Origin of the sequence: Alistipes onderdonkii (assembly GCF_025145285.1) — a bacterium.
Lineage (GTDB): Bacteria > Bacteroidota > Bacteroidia > Bacteroidales > Rikenellaceae > Alistipes > Alistipes onderdonkii.
Map to the genome: position 1 here is coordinate 2,721,923 of NZ_CP102251.1, position 22,628 is coordinate 2,744,550.

16 protein-coding genes are annotated in these 22,628 nt (G+C 59.0%); 15 read left to right on the forward strand and 1 reads right to left on the reverse strand.

The window, feature by feature from the left end; genetic code table 11:
* From NQ559_RS10975 to NQ559_RS10985, 3 genes are all read left to right on the forward strand, one after another.
* Window positions 1-567 carry a MerR family transcriptional regulator gene (locus NQ559_RS10975; RefSeq protein WP_018694991.1) on the forward strand — a complete coding sequence of 189 codons (567 nt, stop codon included), beginning with the start codon at window positions 1-3 and terminating at the stop codon, window positions 565-567.
* Between the two features lie 126 nt (window positions 568-693).
* Complete coding sequence (locus tag NQ559_RS10980) at window positions 694-1,479, forward strand: Nif3-like dinuclear metal center hexameric protein (protein ID WP_018694992.1); 786 nt, start codon at window positions 694-696, stop codon at window positions 1,477-1,479.
* 24 nt (window positions 1,480-1,503) lie between these two features.
* Window positions 1,504-2,265, forward strand: a complete 762-nt coding sequence (locus NQ559_RS10985; RefSeq protein WP_026318206.1) for a zinc ribbon domain-containing protein — start codon at window positions 1,504-1,506, stop codon at window positions 2,263-2,265.
* Window positions 2,266-2,530: 265 nt separating this feature from the next.
* Here NQ559_RS10985 and NQ559_RS10990 read toward each other — a convergent pair whose 3' ends face one another.
* On the reverse strand, window positions 2,531-2,980 hold the full coding sequence (locus NQ559_RS10990) for a cupin domain-containing protein (RefSeq protein ID WP_018694994.1): 450 nt from the start codon (window positions 2,978-2,980) through the stop codon (window positions 2,531-2,533).
* Window positions 2,981-3,514: 534 nt separating this feature from the next.
* Here NQ559_RS10990 and NQ559_RS10995 point away from each other — a divergent pair.
* From NQ559_RS10995 to NQ559_RS11050, 12 genes are all read left to right on the forward strand, one after another.
* Window positions 3,515-5,095 carry an NAD+ synthase gene (locus NQ559_RS10995; RefSeq protein ID WP_026318207.1) on the forward strand — a complete coding sequence of 527 codons (1,581 nt, stop codon included), beginning with the start codon at window positions 3,515-3,517 and terminating at the stop codon, window positions 5,093-5,095.
* Window positions 5,096-5,100: 5 nt separating this feature from the next.
* Window positions 5,101-5,523: a SoxR reducing system RseC family protein gene (locus tag NQ559_RS11000; RefSeq protein ID WP_026318208.1), complete on the forward strand. Its 423-nt coding sequence runs from the start codon at window positions 5,101-5,103 to the stop codon at window positions 5,521-5,523.
* A complete protein-coding gene (locus NQ559_RS11005) occupies window positions 5,523-6,677 on the forward strand; it encodes an RnfABCDGE type electron transport complex subunit B (RefSeq protein ID WP_018694997.1) in 1,155 nt (384 codons plus the stop codon). Before NQ559_RS11000 ends, NQ559_RS11005 begins: the two co-directional genes overlap by 1 nt.
* Before the next feature lie 93 nt (window positions 6,678-6,770).
* A complete protein-coding gene (rsxC, locus tag NQ559_RS11010) occupies window positions 6,771-8,114 on the forward strand; it encodes an electron transport complex subunit RsxC (RefSeq protein ID WP_018694998.1) in 1,344 nt (447 codons plus the stop codon).
* A gap of 21 nt (window positions 8,115-8,135) precedes the next feature.
* A complete protein-coding gene (locus tag NQ559_RS11015) occupies window positions 8,136-9,101 on the forward strand; it encodes an RnfABCDGE type electron transport complex subunit D (protein ID WP_026318209.1) in 966 nt (321 codons plus the stop codon).
* A 13-nt stretch (window positions 9,102-9,114) separates the two neighbouring features.
* Window positions 9,115-9,792, forward strand: a complete 678-nt coding sequence (locus NQ559_RS11020) for an RnfABCDGE type electron transport complex subunit G (RefSeq protein WP_229065184.1) — start codon at window positions 9,115-9,117, stop codon at window positions 9,790-9,792.
* Window positions 9,785-10,369 (forward strand): RnfABCDGE type electron transport complex subunit E, encoded by a 585-nt coding sequence (locus NQ559_RS11025; RefSeq protein WP_018695001.1) that lies wholly within the window; start codon window positions 9,785-9,787, stop codon window positions 10,367-10,369. The genes NQ559_RS11020 and NQ559_RS11025 overlap by 8 nt, the downstream gene beginning before the upstream one ends.
* 2 nt (window positions 10,370-10,371) lie before the next feature.
* A complete protein-coding gene (rsxA, locus tag NQ559_RS11030) occupies window positions 10,372-10,950 on the forward strand; it encodes an electron transport complex subunit RsxA (protein WP_018695002.1) in 579 nt (192 codons plus the stop codon).
* A 451-nt stretch (window positions 10,951-11,401) separates the two neighbouring features.
* Complete coding sequence (locus tag NQ559_RS11035) at window positions 11,402-15,520, forward strand: hybrid sensor histidine kinase/response regulator transcription factor (protein WP_018695003.1); 4,119 nt, start codon at window positions 11,402-11,404, stop codon at window positions 15,518-15,520.
* A gap of 299 nt (window positions 15,521-15,819) precedes the next feature.
* Entirely contained in the window at window positions 15,820-17,385 is a 1,566-nt protein-coding gene (locus NQ559_RS11040; protein ID WP_018695004.1) for a hypothetical protein, read from the forward strand.
* Window positions 17,386-17,398: 13 nt separating this feature from the next.
* A complete protein-coding gene (locus NQ559_RS11045; RefSeq protein WP_018695005.1) occupies window positions 17,399-20,632 on the forward strand; it encodes a SusC/RagA family TonB-linked outer membrane protein in 3,234 nt (1,077 codons plus the stop codon).
* A 13-nt stretch (window positions 20,633-20,645) separates the two neighbouring features.
* Window positions 20,646-22,622, forward strand: coding sequence for a RagB/SusD family nutrient uptake outer membrane protein (locus tag NQ559_RS11050; protein WP_018695006.1), 1,977 nt, complete (start codon window positions 20,646-20,648; stop codon window positions 22,620-22,622).
* Window positions 22,623-22,628 lie beyond the last annotated feature (6 nt).

The following is a 22,628-nucleotide window of genomic DNA, read 5'->3' on the forward strand; positions in this document are numbered from 1 at the left end:
ATGGCCGAGAAACTTTTTTATTCGATGGGCGAAGTGGCCGAGATGTTCGACGTCAATGCGTCGCTGATCCGCCACTGGGAGTCGCAGTTCAGCGTCATCCGCCCCAAGCGCAACAAGAAAGGCAACCGTCTCTTCTCGCCGCAGGATGTGGAGAACCTCAAACTGATCTACCACCTGGTCAAGGAGCGGGGTATGACCCTCGAGGGCGCCAAGAAGGCCCTGAAGCAGAAGCCTGCGGCCGAGGGCGGCGTGCAGCGCGATGCCGAGCTGATGGAGCGCCTGCAACGCATCCGTGCGCTGCTGGTCGAGGTGCGTGAAGACCTGAAGGCGGGCCAGGGCGAACTCCTCGCCGACGGGGATGCCGAAGTCCCGGCGGCGGAGGCCGGAGCGGCAGTGCCCCGCCGCAAGGCGAAACCCGTGGTGAAGATCGTCCCGGAGGATGCCGCGGCGCAGGGGGCTGCCGAACCCGGGCAGCCCGCGTCGAAACGTCCGCGCAAGCCCCGCCGCAAAAAGGAGGAGCCGGAACACAAGGAGCTCTTCGCCTTTTACGAACAGTCGCTCTTTTAGGGGCGCAACGGGCGCCGCATCCCTTGGGGAAGGCTGCGCTGCAAGGCGGAAAGCGCAGTGCCGCGGCCGCAGGGCGGATGGCCCCGCCGGGGCGGAAAAAATGATAACCAGACAAATCAGGATACTATGCTAATCAGGGAAGTGACCGATGTCATCGAGCGTTTCGCACCGCTCGCATGGCAGGAATCGTACGACAACGCAGGCTTGATCGTGGGGCGCCCGGACGACGAGGTGCACAGGGCGCTGCTGGCCGTGGACGTCACCGACGAGGTGATGGCCGAGGCCGAACGCGAAGGGTGCGACATGGTCATCACGCACCATCCGATCGTTTTCCATGCGCTCAAGCGCTTCAATTCGGCAGACCAGGTGCAGCGCTGCGTCGAGCGGGCTATCCGCGGCGGCATTGCGCTCTATGCGTGCCACACCAACCTGGACAGCGCCCCCGAGGGGATGAGTTGGCGGCTGGCCGAGATGCTGGGCGTGGGGGATTTGCGCGTGCTCCAACCCGCGCAGGCGGACGAAAAGGTCGGGTTCGGCGTGGTGGGCGAGCTGCCTGCGGCGGTCGCCACGGTGGAGTTCATGCGCCGCATGCAGCGCGTGCTGGGCGTTCGGGTCGTGCGCCACAGCGACATCGCTTCGCCCGAGGTGCGGCGCGTGGCGGTCTGCACCGGTGCGGGGGCTTCGATGATCGGCGACGCGCGCCGTGCGGGGGCCGACATTTACGTCACGGCGGATATGAAGTACAACGACTTCATGACGCCGGATAAGGCCCTCACCGTAGCGGATATAGGCCATTTTGAAAGCGAATATTGCGCAATTCAGATTTTATTTGATATTTTGTCGAAAAATTTGATTACCTTTGCGGTTCGCAAGAGTGAAAGCTCTCGCAATCCGGTGAACTATTTGGTTTAAGTCTAAACTATACAAGTACATTATATGGCAACACAGAAGAAAACTGCCGACGTTGACTATTCGATGCAGGAGAAGATCATCGCACTCTATGAATTGCAGAAGATCGACAGCAAGATCGACGAAATCAACAAGGTGAAAGGTGAACTGCCTCTCGAGGTTCAGGATCTCGAAGACGAGATGACCGGCCTGAAAACCCGGATCGACAACATCAATGCCGAAATCGAGGAGCTGAACACGCTCACCAAGCAGCGCAAGCGCGAGGTCGACCAGGCCAAGATCCTCATCGGCAATTACAAGGAGCAGCAGAACAACGTGCGCAACAACCGCGAGTTCGATGCCATTACCAAGGAGATCGAGTACCAGGAACTGGAGATCGAACTGGCCGAGAAGCGCCTCAAGGAGTACGCCGCCGGTGTGAAAGCCAAGAAACTCCAGCTGGAGGAGGCCGAAGCCGTAGCGGAAGGCCGTGCCGCCGACCTGGCTGCCAAGAAGAACGAACTGGAAGGGATCGAAGCCGAAACCGCACCCCAGGTCGCAGAGTACGAAGTACAGGCCGACCGGGTCAAGGCCAAGATCGACGAGCGGCTGTTGTCGGCCTATGGCCGTATCCGCCGCAACGTGCGCAACGGCCTGGCCGTCGTGACCGTGAAGCGCGATGCCTGCGGCGGTTGCTTCAACCGGATTCCCCCGCAGCGCCAGGTGGAGATTCGCCAGGGCAAGAAACTGATCGTTTGCGAATATTGCGGACGTATTCTCGTGGCCGATCCCGAAGAGGGGATGGAGTAGCCCTGTGGAAAATTTAGGAAAGCGGGCCGGAGTGTAAACTCCGGCCCGCTTTGCATTGGGGCAACCATGTCCCGGGCTCTTGTCCGCCGTAGCATTCGGGCGTTCATGCCCCCTGTGCCCCTGGATTAACCGTCCTTGCCGTATGCGCGTCGCGTCGGTTTTCCGGGGTTGTTCGCCTTGTCGTGCCGGGAGCCGGGAGCCAGGAGCCGGGAGTCAGGAGCCAGGAGCCAGGAGCCAAGAGCCAAGAGCCAAGAGCCCGGGCTGCCTACCAGACGACCTGGTCGGGGAGGATTTCGCCGTCGGTGGCGTCGCCCGCGTCGAAGGAGGCGGCTTTGTACTGGATGCAGATCATCGTCATCGGGCTGTCGCCCGTGTTGCGCAGCGAGCGCCTGCCTGCGGGCGAAACCCGTACGATGCTTCCTTCGCCTACGGGGAAGACCTGCCCGTCGACCTGGAACTCCCCATGGCCGCCGAGGATGATGTAAAGTTCTTCGTGGGTCTTGTGGGTGTGGAGGAACCCGACGCTGCCGCCCGGTGCGAACTGCTGGAACGACATCTCGGCCCCGGTGGCCTGCAGGTCGCCGCCTACGAACACTTTCCCCGGGATCTCCACGCCCGGTGCCAGCGGCAGCGTGTACTGGTTCAACTCTTCGGTTTTCCCGACCGTCACGGCTGCGAAATTCGCGCCCGAGGCCACTTTTTCTACCTTTTTCATTTTTTACGGATTATTAAAGCGTTTATTAATCGTGTTGCCTGTATTGCCGTTGCGAAGGTAAGGAGAATGCAGCGTTCGTGCAAGACGGTACGCTGGCGTATGTTGCTAACATTTAGGTAACTAATGTTGTATCTCAGGCAGAAATCCGGGTGCAAAAAGATTTTTTTTTGCAGGTTGCGCGTGCGCGGCGATACGCGCGGCCGTGATACGGGGCGTTTTGCCCTCCCGCGCAAAGCCTGCCGGGCAGGGGCTCGGCGTGTGCTGTCCGGCTGCGGGAATAGCGGCCGGACAGGCGGTTTTGCGGGGCTGGGTGGGAGCGGCCGGGTGGGGGCTTGTTGTGCGCCGGGAGGTTGGGGAATGGTGTCTGCCGGGCGGTTTGCGGCCGGGACAGGTCAGAGTGCCGGGGTTTCGGGGTTTTTAAATTTTTTTGTAAATTGGGAAATGTTAATTTATTAACACCGAAAATCCTTCCTATTTTTATAAATAATCCTTAACTTTGCGACGTTGTAATTTGCCTACTAAAATTACTGATAGATGAAAATAGCCCTTGCCCAGTTGAACTATACGATCGGGGATATCGACGGCAATGCCTCGAAAATCATCGATTCGATCAACAAAGCGAAAGCGCAGCGTGCCGACCTGGTCATTTTTGCCGAACAGGCCGTGAGCGGAACCCCGGCTTTCGACCTGTTGCGTAAAACCACCTTCCTCGAACTGTGCGAGGATGCACTGGTCGAAATAGCATCGTGCTGCGACGGTATCGCGGCCATCGTGGGACTCCCGATCCTGACGCGCGAAGGCACCATCAGCGCCGCGGCGCTGATCCAGGATCGCAAAGTGCTGCGCTACGTGGGTAAGAAATATATCACCGCACGCCGCGAAATGGGCTTCCTCGTCCCTTCGAAGGGGTTCGAATATGCGACGATCAAGGGCCACAAGTGCGCCATCATCGTGGGCGACGACCTGAGCCGCGAGCATGACTTCGACAAGTCGGTCGAGACCGTCATCTCGATCAACGCCCGCAAGTACGGCCGGGGGACGATGACCTACCGCTACGAGATGATGCGGCACCTGTCGTTCGTCGAAGGCAAGAACCTCGTGCTGGTGAACCAGGTCGGCGGTTCGACGGACATCGTCTACGACGGTACGTCGGGGGCGTTCAACAACCGCGGGGAACTGGTGCTGATGATGAAGCACTTCGAGGAGGATTTCCAGATCTTCGACACCAAGGCGGCCGGCGAGCCGGTTACGATCCCCTCGACCTATAACGACCGTACGCGGATGGTCTACCAGGCGGCCCGGTGCGGCCTGCGCGACTTCTTCGTGAAGAACGGCTACAAGAAGGCCTGCATCGGCCTTTCTGGCGGCATAGACTCGGCCGTGGTGGCCTGCCTGGCCGCCGACGCGCTGGGACGCCAAAATATCCGGGCTTTGCTTCTGCCCTCGCAGTTCTCTTCCGACCATTCGGTCGAAGATGCCAAGAAGCTGGCCGAGAACCTCGGCATCGAATATAACGTAATTCCCATCACGGAAATATACACCAGCGTGGTCAATACCCTCAAGCCGGTCATCGGCGGCAGGGAGTTCGACGCCACGGAAGAGAATATCCAGACCCGTATCCGCACGGTGCTGTTGATGGCCGTGCAGAACAAGGCGGACTACATCCTGCTCAACTCGTCGAACAAGAGCGAGAATGCGCTGGGACTCTGTACGCTCTACGGCGATACGGCGGGTGCTTTCAGCCCTACGGGCGACCTCTACAAGAGCGAGATGTACGACCTGGCGCGCTATATCAACCGCACGCAGGGCGATCCCATCCCGGGCAATATCCTCGACAAGGAACCCTCGTCGGAGTTGCACCCGGGGCAGAAGGACAGCGACATCCTGCCGCCGTACGAAGTGGTGGACGCGATCCTTTACCGCATGATCGAGGAGGGGCAGCACCGCGAGGAGATCGTCAATGCGGGCTTCGATTCCGAGGTCGTGGAGAAGATCCACGCCATGATCATGCGCAACGAGAAGAAGCGCTACCAGTTCCCGCCCGTACTGCGCCTGTCGATGTGCTCGTTCGGGCACGAGCGCCTTATGCCGCTTACCAACAAATACGGCGATTGAGGGCGGTGGCTTCACGGATTGAACATAGCGGCGTGGTGGAACGCACGGAACGCGACACGGTCTATGTGAGGATCACCTCCCACAGTGCCTGCGGTAGCTGCAAGGCCCGCGAAGCGTGCGGCCTGGCCGAAGCGCAGGACAAGATCGTGGTCGTGAAGAGTCCCGACGCGGCGCATTATGCCGCGGGGGAGAAGGTTATGGTCGGCGTCCGTCGTAGTGCGGGCGCTGTCGCCGTTATATTGGCCTATGTCGGGGCGTTGGCCGTGCTGTTGGCCGTGCTGGTCGCCGCCGTTGCGGTGCTCGGCTGGAGCGAAGGCCGCGGCGCGCTTGCCGCTCTGGGAGCCGTGGTCGTCTATTACTGCGTATTATGGCTCTTCAGGCATAAAATCGAACACACAATTCATTTCTCAATAACCAAACACTACTGATGGAAGTATTACTTTACACAATCCTGACGCTTTGTGCGCTGGGAGTGCTTTCCGCGGTGATCCTTTACTTCGTGGCCCAAAAATTCAGGGTCGAGGAAGATCCCCGGATCGACGAGGTGGAGAAGATGCTGCCGGGCGCCAACTGCGGCGGCTGCGGCTTCGCCGGGTGCCGCGGCATGGCCGACGCGCTCGTGAAACAGGACGACATCTCGGCGCTCTTCTGCCCCGTGGGCGGCGGCGACTGCATGAAGGCTGTTGCGGCCTACCTCGGCAAGTCGGCACCGGAAAAGGAGCCGCAGGTGGCCACCGTGCGCTGCGGCGGCACCTGCGACAAGCGCCCCCGCACCAACGAGTACAACGGTGCCAGGTCGTGCGCCGTGGCGTCGTCGCTCTATGTGGGCGAGACGGGTTGCGCATTCGGCTGCCTCGGGTTCGGGGACTGCGTCGTCTCGTGTGCGTTCGATGCGATCCGCATGAATCCCGCGACGGGGCTTCCCGAAGTCGACCCCGACAAATGTACGGCCTGCGGGGCCTGCGTGAAGGCGTGTCCCAAAATGATTATCGAACTGCGCAAGAAGTGGCCGAAGAACCGGGCGGTGTATGTGTCGTGCGTGTCGAAGGACAAGGGCGCCGTGGTGATGAAGGCCTGCAAGGCGGGTTGCATCGGATGCGGCAAATGCCAGAAGGTCTGTGCGTTCGGTGCCATCACCATTGAAAACAACCTCGCCTATATCGACCCGCAGAAGTGCAAGCTCTGCCGTAAGTGCGTGAACGAGTGCCCGACAGGCGCCATCGTGCTGGCGGGCATGGATCCGCTGCCCAAGGCACCGAAGGCACCGGCTGCCCCGAAAGCCGCACCTGCGGCCGCGAAGGAGGCTCCTGCGGCAGCCCAGGCTGCCCGGGCCCCGAAGTCCGCCGATGCTGCGCCCGCCGATGCGAAGGGAACCGCACCGGTGCCTGAAGCCGCCCCGAAGGCCGCACCTGCGGCCGCAGAGGGTGCGCCTTCCGTAGCCCCGAAAGCTCCTGTAAGCGAAGCTGTACCCGCTGTTGAGAAGGAGGTTGCACCGGCATCCCCCGCTGTGCAGGAAGCAGCGGCAACCGGGAATGCGGCGGAGGCTCCGAAAACTGGCGGGGCAGCCCCGGAAGCCGAATAAACGGATGTTTCCGTAATGCCGGGCGGGTGACGCCGTGCCGGGCATGGGAGATGAAGGAAGAAACCCAACCGAAAAATCAGAGAAACACAAGATATGAAGACATTTCCAATAGGCGGAGTCCATCCGTCGGAAAATAAACTGAGCGGCGCCAAACCGATCGAGGTGCTTCCGCTGCCCGACGTGGTGACGATCCCGCTCGCACAGCACATCGGCGCCCCCGCCGTGGCCAAGGTCGCCAAGGGCGACAAGGTCGTGACGGGGCAGCTCATCGCCGAGGCGGGCAGTTTTATGTCGGCCAATATCCACGCCCCGGTTTCGGGGACGGTAACGGCCGTGGACATGGTGCCCAACGGGCAGGGGCTGCGCCAGGTGATGATTACGATCAAACGCGAGGGCGACGACTGGGCCGAGGGGATCGACCGCTCGGAGACGATCGTCAGGGAGTGCACGCTCTCCGCACAGGAGATCGTCGCCCGGATCAAGGACGCCGGCATCGTCGGCATGGGCGGCGCGACGTTCCCCACGCACGTGAAACTCTCGATCCCTCCCGGGAAAAAGGCCGAGGCGCTGATTATCAACGGTGTAGAGTGCGAGCCTTACCTTACGTCCGACCACCGTACGATGCTCGAGCACGGCGAGGAGCTGCTCGTGGGCGTGACGATACTGATGAAGGCCATCGCCGTGGAGAAAGCCTATATCGGGATCGAGAACAACAAACCCGACGCCATTGCGCACCTGCGCCGTCTGGCCCAAGGGTATAAGGGCATCGAGGTGGTGCCCCTCAAGGTGAAATACCCGCAGGGCGGTGAGAAACAGCTGATCGCGGCCATTACGGGGCGCGAGGTGCCGCCCCCGCCCGCACTCCCGATCGACGTGGGTGCCGTGGTGTGCAATGCCTCGACGACCTATGCGGTCTACCAGGCCGTGCAGAAGCACAAGCCGTTGATCGAGCGCGTGGTGACGATCACGGGCAAAGGCGTCCGGGAGCCCAAGAACCTGCTGACCCGCATGGGTACGCCCGTCGAGGCGCTGATCGAGGCGGCCGGAGGGCTTCCCGCCGATGCGGGCAAGGTCATCAACGGCGGCCCGATGATGGGGCGCGCGATGGTCAACCTCGCCTCGCCCGTGACGAAGGGGTGCTCGGGCATCACCGTCATGAGCGGCCGCGACGCCCAGCGCCGCGAGGCCTCGCAGTGCATCAAGTGCGCCAAGTGCGTGGCTGCCTGCCCGATGGGGCTCGAACCCTATTATCTCTCGAAGATGACCCAGAAGAAAGGCTGGGAGGAAGTCGAGGCGCAGATGATCACTTCGTGCATCGAGTGCGGCTGCTGCCAGGCCTCGTGCCCCGCTTACCTGCCGCTGCTGGACTGGGTGCGCCTGGGGAAACAGACTGTCATGGGCATTATCCGCGCACGTGCCGCGGCACCGAAAAAGTAAATGGAAAAACAGAAAGATATTATGGCAAACAAACTTGTTGTTGCTCCCGCACCGCACGTGCAGACTTCGCAGTCGACGGCCAGGATCATGCGCGACGTCGTGATCGCGCTGATGCCCGCGCTGGTCGTCTCGGCGGTGGTGTTCGGGGTGGACGTGCTGCGTGTCACGGCGCTCAGCGTGGCGTGCTGCGTGTTGTTCGAGTACCTCATCCAGCGGTTCCTCGTCGGCGGCTCGCTGACAATCGGGAACTGGTCGGCCGTGGTGACGGGCGTGCTGCTGGCTTTCAACCTGCCCGCCTCGATTCCCTGGTGGATCGTCGTGATCGGCGCATTCGTCGCCATCGCCATCGCCAAGATGACCTTCGGCGGGCTGGGCAAAAATCCGTTCAACCCCGCGCTGGTGGGGCGTGTGTTCCTGCTGATCGCCTACCCGGTGCAGATGACTTCGTTCCCGATGCCGGCGAACGGAGCTTTCGACGCACTTTCGGGCGCTACGCCGCTGGCGGCCGTGAAACACGGCGCCGCCCCCGACGTGCTCGGTGTGCAGGAACTGCTGCTGGGCAATATGCCCGGCTCGCTGGGCGAGGTGGCGGCATTGGCCCTGATCTGCGGCTTCGTATACCTGCTCTGGCGCCGCGTCATCACGTGGCAGATTCCCGTGTCGGTGCTCGGTACGATGGCCGTATTCGCGTTTGTCGTGGCCCTCGCTTCGGGCAGTACCGGGGCGGTGCTGTGGCAGCTCCCGCTGTTCCATGTACTGGCCGGCGGAGCCCTGCTGGGCGCGATATTCATGGCGACGGATTATTCGACCTCGCCGATGACCGTCAGAGGGGGGGTGATCTTCGGCATCGGTATCGGCGCCATCACGATGTGCATCCGCCTGTGGGGCGCCTATCCCGAGGGTATGTCGTTCGCGATACTGATCATGAACGCCTGTGTGCCCCTGATCAACAAATATGTCAAACCCAAGCGCTTCGGCGTTAAATAGGAGGTGACGCAGTATGAAAAGTACACTTGTGAATATGACGGCCGTACTGTTCGGCATCACGCTCGTGGCTTCGGCCGGTGTGGGCGCCGTGAACATGATTACGGCCGAACCGATCGCCCAGGCCGAGCAGGCGGCGAAGGTCGAGGCGCTGAAGGTCGTGCTTCCGCCGTTCGACCAGACCGCACCCGAAGCGCTGACGATCGACGATATGCCGATCACGGTCTACACCGCAACCAAGGGAGGACAGGTCGCGGGTTACGCCGTGGAGTCGATGACCAAGAATGGTTTCGGCGGCGCGATCAGCATGATGGTGGGCTTCACGCCCGACGGTGAAGTGGTCAACGTCAACGTGCTCAGGCAGGCTGAGACCCCGGGGCTCGGGACGAAGATGGCCGACAAGGAAAATGTGCTGCTGGGGAGCATCCAGGGCAAGAAACTCGAAACGATGAAGCTCGTGGACGGCAAGCTGGCCGTGAAGAAGGACGGCGGCGACGTCGACGCGCTGACGGCCGCGACCATATCCTCGCGCGCCTATGTCGATGCGATCAACCGCGCCTGGATGGCTTACAAGAGCGTAGCGACGGGTACGGCGCCGACAGACGTATCGTCGGGAGCGACTTCTGCGGCCGGAGATTCGGCAGAGGAACAAACCAACGGGCCGGCGGCTCAGGAAGGAGGGCAAAATGAATAAACTGAACATCATTCTGAGCGGCATCGTCAGGAACAACCCGACGTTCGTGCTGGTGCTGGGCATGTGTCCCACGCTGGGTACGACGACCTCGGCCGGAAACGGCATGGGCATGGGGCTGGCGACGATGGCCGTGCTGATCATGTCGAACCTGGTGATCTCGCTCATCAAGAACATCATTCCGGACAAGGTGCGCATCCCGGCGTTCATCGTCGTGATCGCCTCGTTCGTGACCGTGGTCGAAATGCTGATGAAAGCCTACACGCCGCCCCTGTACGAGGCACTGGGCGTCTTCATCCCGCTGATCGTGGTGAACTGCATTATTCTGGGGCGTGCCGAGGCTTTCGCCTCGAAGAATACGCCGCTGGATTCGGTGCTCGACGGTGTCGGGATCGGTTTGGGCTTTACGCTTTCCCTGACGGCCGTAGGTGCCGTGCGCGAGATACTGGGCAGCGGCGCGATCTTCGGCATCAGCCTCGGAACGGCCGATTACATGCCGCTGATCTTCGTCCTCGCACCGGGGGCATTCCTGGTGCTGGGGTACCTCATGGTATTGTTTAATAAATTAGCCAAGAAATAGTTATGGAGCTTTCATATTTCGCAATCATCATCGGCGCCATCTTCGTCAACAACGTCGTACTGGCGCAGTTCCTCGGCATCTGCCCGTTCCTGGGCGTGTCGTCGAAGGTCGAGACCTCGATGGGTATGGGCGCTGCCGTAACGTTCGTCATGGCAATCGCCGCCGTGGTGGCCTGGCTGATCCAGGCTTATGTGCTCGTGCCGCTGGACATCGTCTACATGCAGACGATCGTCTTCATCCTCGTGATCGCCGCGCTGGTACAGATGGTCGAGATCATGCTCAAGAAACTCTCGCCTTCGTTATATCAGGCACTGGGTATCTTCCTGCCCCTGATCACGACCAACTGCGCCGTGCTGGGCGTGGCGATCCTGATGATCCAAAAGGAGTTCAACCTCTTGCAGAGCGTCACTTATTCGGTGGCTACGGCGCTGGGATTCGCCCTGGCGCTGGTGCTCTTCGCCGGCATCCGCGAGAGGCTCGAATTCGAGGACGTGCCTAAGGCATTCAAGGGGGTGCCTATCGCGCTGATCACGGCCGGTATCCTCGCCATGGCCTTCATGGGCTTCTCTGGACTGGTATAACGACGTCCCGCAATGCGAAACAGCCACCTTCGGAAAAGAAGGTGGCTGTTTTTGTGAAGGGGGGGGGAGCCCTTACCGTTTTTTCCCGGATCCGGGACTTGCCGGTCACGCCTCGCCGGTCGAGACCGAAGTCGTAGCGACTGCCGTTTTCAGACTTGCGGATGAATACCGGGACGTAATCGGATTCACGGGGGCTGTCCGTCGATGGGCAATGGTGTTCGAGGAGCCTACGGTTGCAGGGTAAATCCGTTTTCGGCCCGGAAGGTTTGCGGGGACAACGAATTTTACCGGATTCTCTTCCGGTTGAGTAAAAGTAAGGCGGTCAACTCCGTCGGAGGTTGAAAATTTACCGGAAAGCCTCTCTTCCGTGCTTTTCCCGGAGGTAAATCGGATATCCGGCGTTGCGGATGAGGAAAAAATGTGTAATTTAGAATTCCGAAAACTACCGTCCATGCGTCCGAACCTGATACTTTCCCGCCTTTTTGCAACTGTGCTTGCCATGCTGGCCACGGTGGGGTACGTGTCTGCCGAACCCTATTCCAAAATCCGGTTCGTGCCGATCCCTTCCGACATCCTGCCGTCGAGCGAAGTACGCAAACTCTATCAGGATTCCGACGGGTATATCTGGATTCCGACCTATAACGGTCTGGCCCGCTATGACGGATACGGAGTGGTCACTTACGGTATGCACGACGTTTCGGGCGTGGCGTTCAATTCGTTCGTGAATGTGGTGGCCGAAGACCGCGACAAGGCGATCTGGATCGGGACTGAGCGCGGACTGTTTCGGCTCGACAAGAAGACGGGCATGATTTCGACGACGGGCTGCGAGCAGGTCGGCGATTGCAACATCTCGGTCATCATCTGCGATACGGGCAACGGGATTTGGGTCGGAAGCGACAAGGGCTTGTTCCGGAAAAATGCCTCGGAACATGATTTCCGTCCGGTTACGATGCGCAATGCCGATGGGAAGCCCGTCACGGACATCACTTCGGTCGTCAAGGATGCCAATTGCAGCCTGTGGATCGCTTCCTACGGCAGCGGATTGCTGCGCTACGATCTGCGCGAAGAGCGTACCTACACGTATGACGACGAGATCCTGCGGCATGCGCATGTCGTCTTCTGCGATGCGGGCGGGAATGTCTGGGTGGGCACCTGGGGCGCGGGCCTGATCCGCCTGATAAACCCCTATGCTCCCGGGCGGATGCAATATGCCCGTTACATGCACCGTGAAGACGACGATACGGCGCTGCTCGACGACATTGTCTATGCCATCGAAGAGGATATTACGCAGAACACGCTGTGGGTGGGAACCCGCAGCGGACTGAGTATCCTGCATGACCCGGATCACCGGCCCTCGTTCCAGAATTTCAAACCCGGCGAGGATGTGGGCGACCTGCCATACAACGAGGTCAATTCGATTATGCGGGCCCGGGACAACCTTATGTGGATCGGGATGCTGGGCGGCGGTGTTTGCAAGATACAGACCGCAGGCATGAAATTCGAATTCAACCGGCTCGATCCGGTGCGTGCCCGCTTCAACACCAGTTCCGTACGGAGTATGTATTACATCGGCGAGGGCGAATATTGGCTCGGGCTGCTCGATTTCGGGCTGATCAGGTATAATACCCGCAGCGGCCGTATCGTCAGCTACCGGGAGCATCCCGACCTGTGTGTGCTGCCTTATACTTCGACCGTCAATGCCATAATCAGGAGGAACGCCACTTCGGAGCTGTGCTTTGCGACGTGGAGTTCGGGTGTATGGTGCTACGACGAGAAACGCCATCGCGTGCGCCAGATCAACCGGAATACGCTGCCGCTGTTTGCCGACGACTGCGTGCTCGCGCTGCGGGAGGATCCGGACGGGAATTTGTGGATCGGTTCGAGGTCGGGAATTTATATCGAATCGGCGTCCGGGCAGCTCTCGACGCTCGACATGTGGCTGGGGCGGAAGACGCCCTTCGCATCGACGCGCATATTCGATATCTGCTGCGTCGGCGGCGGGGTCGTATGGATTGCGACCAACGGCGACGGGATCATCCGTGTCGATACGAAAAGACGTGACTGGATCCAGTATCGACGCGGGGCGGGGATGACGGCCGATAACGTCTATTGCCTCGGTACGGACGATGCGGGTAACCTCTGGGCGGGGACGATTGCCGACGGACTGGCGGTATATTCGCCCTCGGAGGATCGTTTCAAGGCGGTCACGGCATTTCCCAACATCGAGAAAAAGGGGATCACCAACATTGCTAGGGATGAGAACGGCCGCATGTGGATTACGACCAACGATGCCGTGTTCTCGTTCTCGCCCGACGAAAACGGTACTCCCGAGCATATCAACACCTATATTATTACGGCAGACCTGCAATCGTTCTTCTTCAACCGCAATGCATCGGCACGTGTCGAATACGGACGCATGGCGTTCGGCGGTTCGAACGGACTGCGCATCTTTACGGGCAACCGCATCCAGCCCCACCAGTCGAAACTTCCGATCGTATTGACCGATTTCCGGGTTCACAACCAGTCCCTGCGTACCATGCCGGAAAAGGAGCGGGAGCATATCAGCTCCCGGGAGATCGACTATGCAGATGAGGTGACGCTGACCCACCGGCAAAACAATTTCTATATCGAATTTTCGATGCTTTCCTATGCCAATCCGAGGGACAACATCTTCAAATACAAGCTGGACGGGTTCGACAAGGAGTACGTATTGGTCGATTCACAGCACCGCTTCGCCTCCTACAACAACCTGCCTGCGGGCATTTATACCTTCCATTTGCAGGCGGCGGGCGGCAACGGTGTCTGGAGCAGCAACGAGCGGGTGCTGAAGGTGCGTATCCTGCCGGCACCCTGGCGCTCGTGGTGGGCCGTGGCGTTCTATCTCGCAGCCCTTGCGGGGGTGGCCTACGGCGCGATCCGCTTCCTGCGCTACCGACTGCGTATGCAGCATGAAATCCGCATTTCGAAATTCGAACGCCGGAAAACCGAGGAGCTGAACCACGCGAAATTGCAGTTCTTTACCAATGTCACCCACGAGCTGATGACGCCCCTGACGATCATCATTACCTCGCTTGACAGCCTGCGCAGCACCTCCACAGACCGGGAGGCGCTCTACAACGTAATCTCGGTCAACGCGACGCGTCTGATGCGCCTCATCCAGCAGATACTCGAATTCCGCAAGGTCGAGAGTGGTAACCTGAAGATCCGGGTTTCGCAAGGCGATGTGGCGGCATTCGTTCGCAAATGTGTCGAGGCATTCGCCCCGCTGGTATCGAAAAAGCGCCTTCGGGTCTACTTCCAGAGTTCTGCCGACCGTATCGAAGGCTGGTTCGATTCCGACAAACTCGATAAGATCGTCTACAACCTGCTTTCCAACGCTGCCAAATACACACCCGACGAAGGGGAAATAAAAATCCGTGTGGGGATGGAAAGCCCCGGTTTTGTCGGTATAATGATCGCCAATAGCGGTGAATGCATGAGCCAGCAGACTATCGACGGGCTTTTCAAGCGCTTCTACGACGGTAATTACCGTAAGTTCCATACCATCGGTACGGGTATCGGGTTGTCGCTGGTGAAGGATCTGACCGATATCCACAAGGGGCATATCCGGGTTTCGAGCAGCGAACGGGAGGGAAATTGTTTCCGGGTCGTATTGCCCATAGGCCGGGACGCCTACTCCGGGGAAGAGGTCGACGAATCGGTGCCAGGGCCCGATTCGGCGGATTTGATGCCGGGATCGGCGGAGTTGCCGTCCATGCGGCCGGACGAGGCGGTTGCCGGAGACGGGCGGATGTATACGATTCTGATCGTGGATGACAACGAGGAACTGCGGGTGCTGGTGTCCAACTTGCTGGCGGCTTATTTCCACATCGAAATGGCATCCGGAGGCGAAGAGGCACTGCAACTTTTGGCCGAAAAACCGGTCGATCTGGTCGTTTCCGACATCATGATGCCCGGGATGGACGGGATCGAGTTGTGCGCCAAGATCAAGGGGACGTTCGAATATTGCCATATCCCTGTCATCCTTCTGACGGCCAAAAACACGGACGACAGCCGTATCGAAGGGTATGACTCGGGGGCTGACGGTTATGTTACCAAGCCGTTCAACTTCAAGCTGCTCCATGCACAGATCGTGAACCAGCTCAGAAAGCAGGAGCGCAAAGGTTCGCATTTCCGCAACCAGCTTGTCTTTGAGATCGAAGCGTTGGAATATACCTCGATGGACGAAGATTTCATGCGCCGGGCTATGGCGTGCGTCAATGCGCATATCGACGACGGCGAATTTTCGCAGGCCGATTTCACGCGGGAGATGAACACGTCGCGTACCGTCCTCACCGAGAAACTCAAATCGCTGACAGGGCTTACTCCGACCGCGTTTATGGTCGACATACGGTTGCGCGCGGCTTACCGGTTGCTGGAACAGCAGCGCCACATGCGGATCGCCGATCTGGCTTATGCCGTAGGGTTCAACGACCCGAAGTATTTCAGCACCTGTTTCCGGAAAAAGTTCGGCGTCAGTCCCAAGGAATTCATCGAACAACTCGATGGCAAGGGTGAAAAAATCGTATAACCCGGATATTTTCCGGAGGTGTTTGTGTAATGTGTTGTTATGCATTGTATTGCCTGCGTTGTGTCGGTCGGCTGTTGCAGCCGGCCGATTTGCGTCAGAGCCGTTTTACGGTAAAATTTCAACCTCGAAGCCGTCGGGGCAGAGTATTTTCGTATCCGGCAAAAGCCCTTTGGACGGGGCTGTCGGAACCGAAAACTAACCTAAAAAACAATGCCATGACATGATGCAGCCATCCCGGATGAACCGTAGTGTCCGATCCCTTTCCCTTTTTTCCGAATAAACCAACTAAACCCTAATCTATGAAAGCAGATTTCTACAAGAATTACATGAGTGCCGTATTCGTCGCAGCGGCGCTGTCCTTCTGCTCCTGTTCCGACGATCGGACGGTCTCGTCCGGCGGTCTGCCCTATAAGTCAATCCGCGTGACCGTCGACGGCGAGACGGTCACAGCGGAGCGGATAGATGATAAAAACCTGGCCCTGAGATTCGATATGGCCGAGGATTTCTCACATGCCCGGATCGACGTCGAGCTCAACGAGGGCTATTCGGTCATTTTCCCGACGGACGTTACCGCCGCCGACCTGGATACCTATCCGGTGCTGAACTTCCGGGCACCCGATAACCGGATCGTCAAGGTGTGGTTCACGATTTCGTCGAAGGCATTTCCGATCACCGATGCTACGAAGGTGACTGCTTCGGGAATCGGGGGCTGCGTTTCCGTATCGGGCAAGACGCTTACGATCACTTATGAGCGGAGTATGAACCGGGGTGAAATCGAACTCGATTTTGCCGAAGGTGCCCTGATGGAGGGAGCTTCGATCGCCTCGTCTACGACGTTCGATTTCACGGAGTCGCTTACCCGGCAACTGAAAGTCGAGATGGATGGCAAAGAGCGCATCTACAACGTCAGGATAGACTATTCGAAAGTGATGGACAAACCGATCGTCTACGGGTTTAGCGAGGTCACGGGCAATTATGTCGACCAGCAGCTCTATCCGTTCCTCAATGTCTATAAGGCAACTACGGTCAACAGCGTACCCGTACGCGGTGCGGCAACATCCGAAACCCCATGGAGCTGGGATCCCGGTGCCGGTGACCTGGACGTTTACCTTGCCTTTATCGGCAACTGGGCCGCAAATCGCCCGACCGAAACGATCGAGGGAATCGAATTCGCCTTCGCCACGATCGACATTGACAAGGCGAAAGCCTATATGGTCAGCAACGATGCCCGCTCGGTGGTCATGGACGACGTGGCCTCGCTGGTCGCACTCACCGGGATGATGACCAAGGAGAGCACGATGATTTACTACAATGGGAAAGTGCTCTCCGACCGCAATTCCGAGGGCGACTGGCGCGGGACGGTCGGTTTCTACGAGGACGGGCACGTTGAATTTTGGAATGCGGGTATCCGCGACGGCGAACTGGTCAGGATGACCCAATGGGTCGATGAGGCGGGACGCGACGGGTATCTTGCCTCGGGGACTCCGTGGGATGTGGTCTCCGCGGCGTCGGGACACCCGTGGTTGGTACGCGAGGGGCATCTGCTGACCCGCCTGGAGATGTATTGGAACGATACCGGATGGGAAACGGCCCTGGGCGAAGCCTGGAACGGCACGCGCAGCCGTTCGTACATCGGGCTGACCTATGACAACAAACTCGGTGTCGCCGCCGTGTCCGAGGGGACGGGAACCTGCCAGGCTGCGTGGCTGCTCTACAAGATGGGCTGGAAAGACGTGTTCTACGTGGCCGGAAGCAACTACTTGGATGACGGTTTCACGCCGACGCTCAAGGTGGGCGGAAACGTCGTCGTGGGAAAGGCCGACCAGGCCGCGCAATATGCAATCGCCATAGATGTCAAACAGTAACAACTCGCAAATCATGAAGCAAACCATATATCTGATCGCCGTCTGCCTGATGTTCCCGGCGTTTGCACTTGCCGCCGGCGCGGGAGAGCCGGATGCGGCGGGCTTGCAGGCCATCCAGGGCGGCAGCCGGTCGGTAACGTATAAGGGCCGTGTGGTCGACGAAAGAAGTTCCGTACCGCTCGCCGGTGTCGCCATTGTTGTCAAGGACGCCCCGCAAATCGGTATGACGACCAACTCCGAGGGTGAATTCCGGATCACGATTCCCGTCCGCTATCAACCGCTCGTGTCGGTTTCCTATATTGGCTACCAGCCCAGGGAGTCGGTGCTCGTGGCTGCGGCGGACAATGAAATCCGCCTGAAGGAAGAGGCGCAGGCGCTGGAGGAGGTGCAGGTCATCGCCTACGGGCAACAGAAAAAGGTGTCGGTGACGGGCGCCATCGCCTCGATCAATACCAAAGACCTGCTCAAGTCACCGAGCGGCAGTGCCGGCAGTGCCCTTGCGGGGGCCGTGACAGGCATTTCGTCGGTACAGATTTCCGGACAGCCCGGTGCCGAAGACCCCGACATTTATGTCCGCGGTACGGGATCGCTTTCGAACGAGGCGTCGAAGCCGCTTATCCTGGTGGACGGTGTCGAGCGTTCGTTTTTCCAGATGGACTCGCACGAGATCGAGAGTGTGACCGTCCTCAAGGATGCATCGTCGACGGCCGTATTCGGGGTTCGCGGCGCCAATGGTGTCATTCTGGTCACGACGCGGCGCGGTACGAAGGGCAAGCCACAGATTTCATGGAACTCGACCTTCGGACTGACTCAGTCGCTGCGACACCTGACCGGTGTCGACAGTTATACTTACGCTACGCTCTATTCCGAGGCCCAGCGCTCCGACAATCCCGGCATTAAGGATGACCAGCTCACCTTTTCGCCGTTCGTAACGGAAATGTTCCGCACGAAGGCCGATCCGATCATGTTCCCGGATGTGGACTGGAGCAAATACATCTTCAAGAACGTCGCCTGGCAGACACAACATAATGCGACCCTGTCGGGCGGCGGCGACCGCATCCGCTATTTCGTGTCGTTGGGTTACCTGGATCAGGACGGCATGATGAAGCGTTTCGACGAGAGTTATGACCCGAATTACAATTATCAGCGCTTTAACTACCGCTCGAACATCGACGTAGACATTACGAATACGACTCAGTTGAAAGTCAATATCGGCGGGCGCGTGAGCGACAAACGCGAACCGCTGACCTATTCGCTCTGGCAGAATATCATGTGGTGTACGCCGTTCGCAAGTCCGGGTTTCGTCGACGGGAAGTACATCTACAATTACAAGAACAACTACATCCCGCTTACGGAACTCACGAGCGGGCTGGACTGCTACTACAACTGGGGTTACCGCAAAACGACCCAGAATGAACTGAACCTCGACCTTGCGCTTTCCCAGAACCTCGATGTGATTACCAAGGGATTGACCCTCAATGTGAAAGGAGCATACAATACCTCTTACTACCTGGCGACCAAACGCGCCCCGACCGGTACGAACAGTTCCTATACGCCGATTTATCTGGGGACGATCACCCAACCCGGAATGGATGTCTCAGACCCGAGGTTCGACAATACGATCGTCTACCAGACCGACGGCGTGACGGGTATGCGCGAGCCGATGACCTATGGTGAGGACGGGTCGGGCAAATCACGCAACTGGTATATAGAGGCGAGCCTCGGCTACCAGCGTACGTTCGGTGACCACGCGGTGTCGGCACTGCTGCTTTACAACCAGTCGAAGACCTACTACCCGGGTCAGTATACCGACATCCCAACCGCCTATGTGGGTTATGTGGGGCGTTTGACCTATGCTTACAAGAACCGCTATCTGGTCGATTTCAACGCCGGTTACAACGGCTCCGAGAATTTCGCCCCGAAGAAGCGCTACGGGTTCTTCCCGGCAGGTTCTGTGGGCTGGATCGTCTCCGAGGAGAATTTCATGAAGAACCAGCAAACCGTCGACTTCCTGAAGTTGAGGGCCTCGTTCGGACTGGTCGGGAACGACAAGTACAGCGGTGCCCGTTTCCTCTACCTCGACGGCTCGTGGACGGGCAACCATGCCGTATGGCAGAACGGCTACGGCAGCTACCAGTTCGGTATGGGCGGAAGTATGACGATGCTGCCCGATGCGGTCGAAAATACGGTCGGCAACTCCGAGGTGACGTGGGAAAAAGTACGCAAGCAGAACTATGGCATCGACCTCAAAATGTTCGGTGCGCGCCTCAGCCTGACGGCCGACTACTTTTTCGAACACCGCTACGACATTCTTTCGACCCGCAATACGCTGCCGTCGATCGTCGCCATCGAGCTGCCGCTGATCAATCTGGGCGAGGTCGATAACCGGGGCTATGAAATCTCACTGGGCTGGAATTCGCGTGCCGAGAAGATCGACTGGTGGGTACAGGGCAACGTCTCCTACTCGAAGAACAAGATTATTTTTATGGACGAAGTCATGCCCAACTATCCCTGGATGGCTCAGACCGGACGCAGCACGGGACTGAACTACGGGTACAGGTTCGATCGTTTCCTGCGAGCCGACGACTTCGATGCCGACGGAGCCCTGAAAACCGACGGGGAGGGGAAGCCGCTGCTACCCGTCATGTCGCTGGGATCACCCCGCCCAGGCGACGCGCTCTTTAAAGACCTCAACGGAGATGGCAAGATCGACGGCAACGACAAGACCTACTTCGGTTACAGTCAGCGTCCGGACTATGTGCTCGGCCTGCTGGGCGGATTCCGGTACAAGAATTTCGAAATTTCGATGCAGTGGACGGCCGGCCTGCATGCCTCGCGTATGCTCAGCGGCGAATACCGTAATGCTTTCGGCAGTACAAACGGCCGTGCGCTGCTCAAATTCCTGGCCGACGGGCGTTGGACGCCCGAGAACCCCGATGCGCGTTTTCCACGGCTGACCTTCCTCAACAAGTCGCACTACCTGGAGGATTCCGACCTGTGGCTGATGGACGGCTCGTACCTGCGGCTGAAGGTTGCCGAAATAGGTTATACGTTCAGGGATATTCCGGCATTCCGGAAGGTCGGCGTCAAGTCGCTGAAGGTTTATTTCAGCGGGTACAACCTGTTGACGCTTTTCTCGGAGCTCAACGACATCGATATCGACCCCGAGGGAGCGACGAGCGGTTCGAATATCGATTCCTACCCGAACGTGCGCATTTTCAACTTCGGTGTAAACATCACATTCTAATCGACACTCCACTATGAAAAAGACGATAATATCCATTCTGATCCTGGGCGGTTTCGTGTCGGGACTGACCAATTGCAGCGACCTGAAATTCGGGGACGGGTTCCTGGAGAAAGCGCCCGGCGGCGATGTGACCGTCGACACGATCTTCTCGTCGAAGCTCTATGCCGACCGGGCCCTCAATTCGGCCTATGCCACGTTGCGCTGCGGGCTCACGATGCACAATCCCAGCGTGAACGGCGGGTCGTACGAACACCAGAATGCCGGTAACAAACTGGCATGGGACAACCTCGATGCCCTGACCGATATCATCAACACGCATTGTTCGTGGGGCGGCGTTTACAGCATGTATTACGGGGGCGCATACGACGCCGAGACCGAGAATGAGTCGAGCGGTACGAAGATGGGGTTCAACCCCGAGCAGGACGTGACGTGGACGGGTATCCGCAAGGCGTTCCTCTACATCGAGCATGTTGACCGTGTGCCCGACATGAGCGAGGCGGAAAAGATTCGGCGCAAGGGCGAGGCCCGAATGGTCATTGCGTGCCAGTACCACGAATTGCTGCGCCACTTCGGTGGGGTTCCCTTGCTCAAGACAGCCGTCGAGGCGGGTAAGGAGGCCGATATAGACTATTCGCGCCGGACTTTCGAAGAGACGGTCGAATACATCGTCGCGCTGTGCGAACAGGCTGCCCGGGAGCTCCCATGGACGGTCGACCCGGCCGATGACGGGCGTTTTACGAAGGCTTCGGCGCTGGCGCTCAAGATTCGTGTGCTGCTCTATGCGGCCAGCCCCTTGTTCAATGCGAATCAGCCTTATGCCGAGCCGCAACAACCGGTACTGGGCAATATCGGCAAGATCGCCGAGGAGAGTGTCCGGAAAGTGGCGTGGTATGGCAATTACGATGCCCAGCGCTGGAACCGCGTGGTTACGGCTTGCGAAGAGTTCATCACGGAGAATGCCAACAACGGCAATCCCTATAAACTCGTCGAAGCGACCGAAAAGACAGCCGAAGGTTACGGAAAGGCATTCGGTGCGTGCTATGCAGACCGTTACAACGGCGAAATACTGATTGCCACCGGGCGGTCGAAGCGTACCTACGGCGATACTTACCATGCCTATTACTTCGGCATTTCGACCGATTTCAACGGAGCGAACGCCCAGGGGTACGGCGGTGGCTGCGTGACGCTTAACTATGTCGATAAATTCCCTTTCTCGAACGGGGAACCGGCGCCTTATGCCGAATGGATCCGGACGCACAATTCGACCGGAACGGTGACGGACAATCCTTTCTCGAACCGGGATCCGCGCCTCTACCAGTCGGTGATGGTGCCCGGCGGCCCGTTCCGCGACCGTGTGGCCCAGATGTGGGAAGGCGGTGGCAGCGAGGATTTGGTGAACTATGCCAAGGATCGGGCCGCAACGGGTTTCTGCAACCGTAAATACCTCTGGGACTATAACCGTGCGACGTTCTACGACAAACCGATGAACTACTCCTATATGCGCCTGGCCGAGGTTTACCTGGCCTATGCCGAGGCATTGAATGAGACGGGACGCAAGGACGAGGCCTGCAAGTGGCTCGACAAAACCCGCAACCGCGTGGGGCTGCCCTCCATGACCGACGAATTGCTGCACCGCCTGCACCGCGGCAAGGTGCTGCCGTCCTATCCCGAATGTGCGCTTGCCGGGGATGCCGAGCTGCGCGAGGAGATACTCGACGAGCGGGCCCGGGAATTCGCCTTCGAGGAGATCCGTTGGTTCGACATCGTGCGCTGGAAACGTGCCGATATTTTCCGGCAGACGCTTTACGGGATCAGGGTGACGATCCTGGACGGAACGGATTCCTCGAATTTCCGGTTCAATTTCTCTGAGCCGATTCCCGAAACCGACCGCGCCTGGAAGAACAGCTTTGATCCGAAGTGGTATCTGAGCGCCTTTCCTTCGAACGAAGTCAACAAGGGGTACGGCCTGACTCAGAATGCCGGATGGTAGACATAC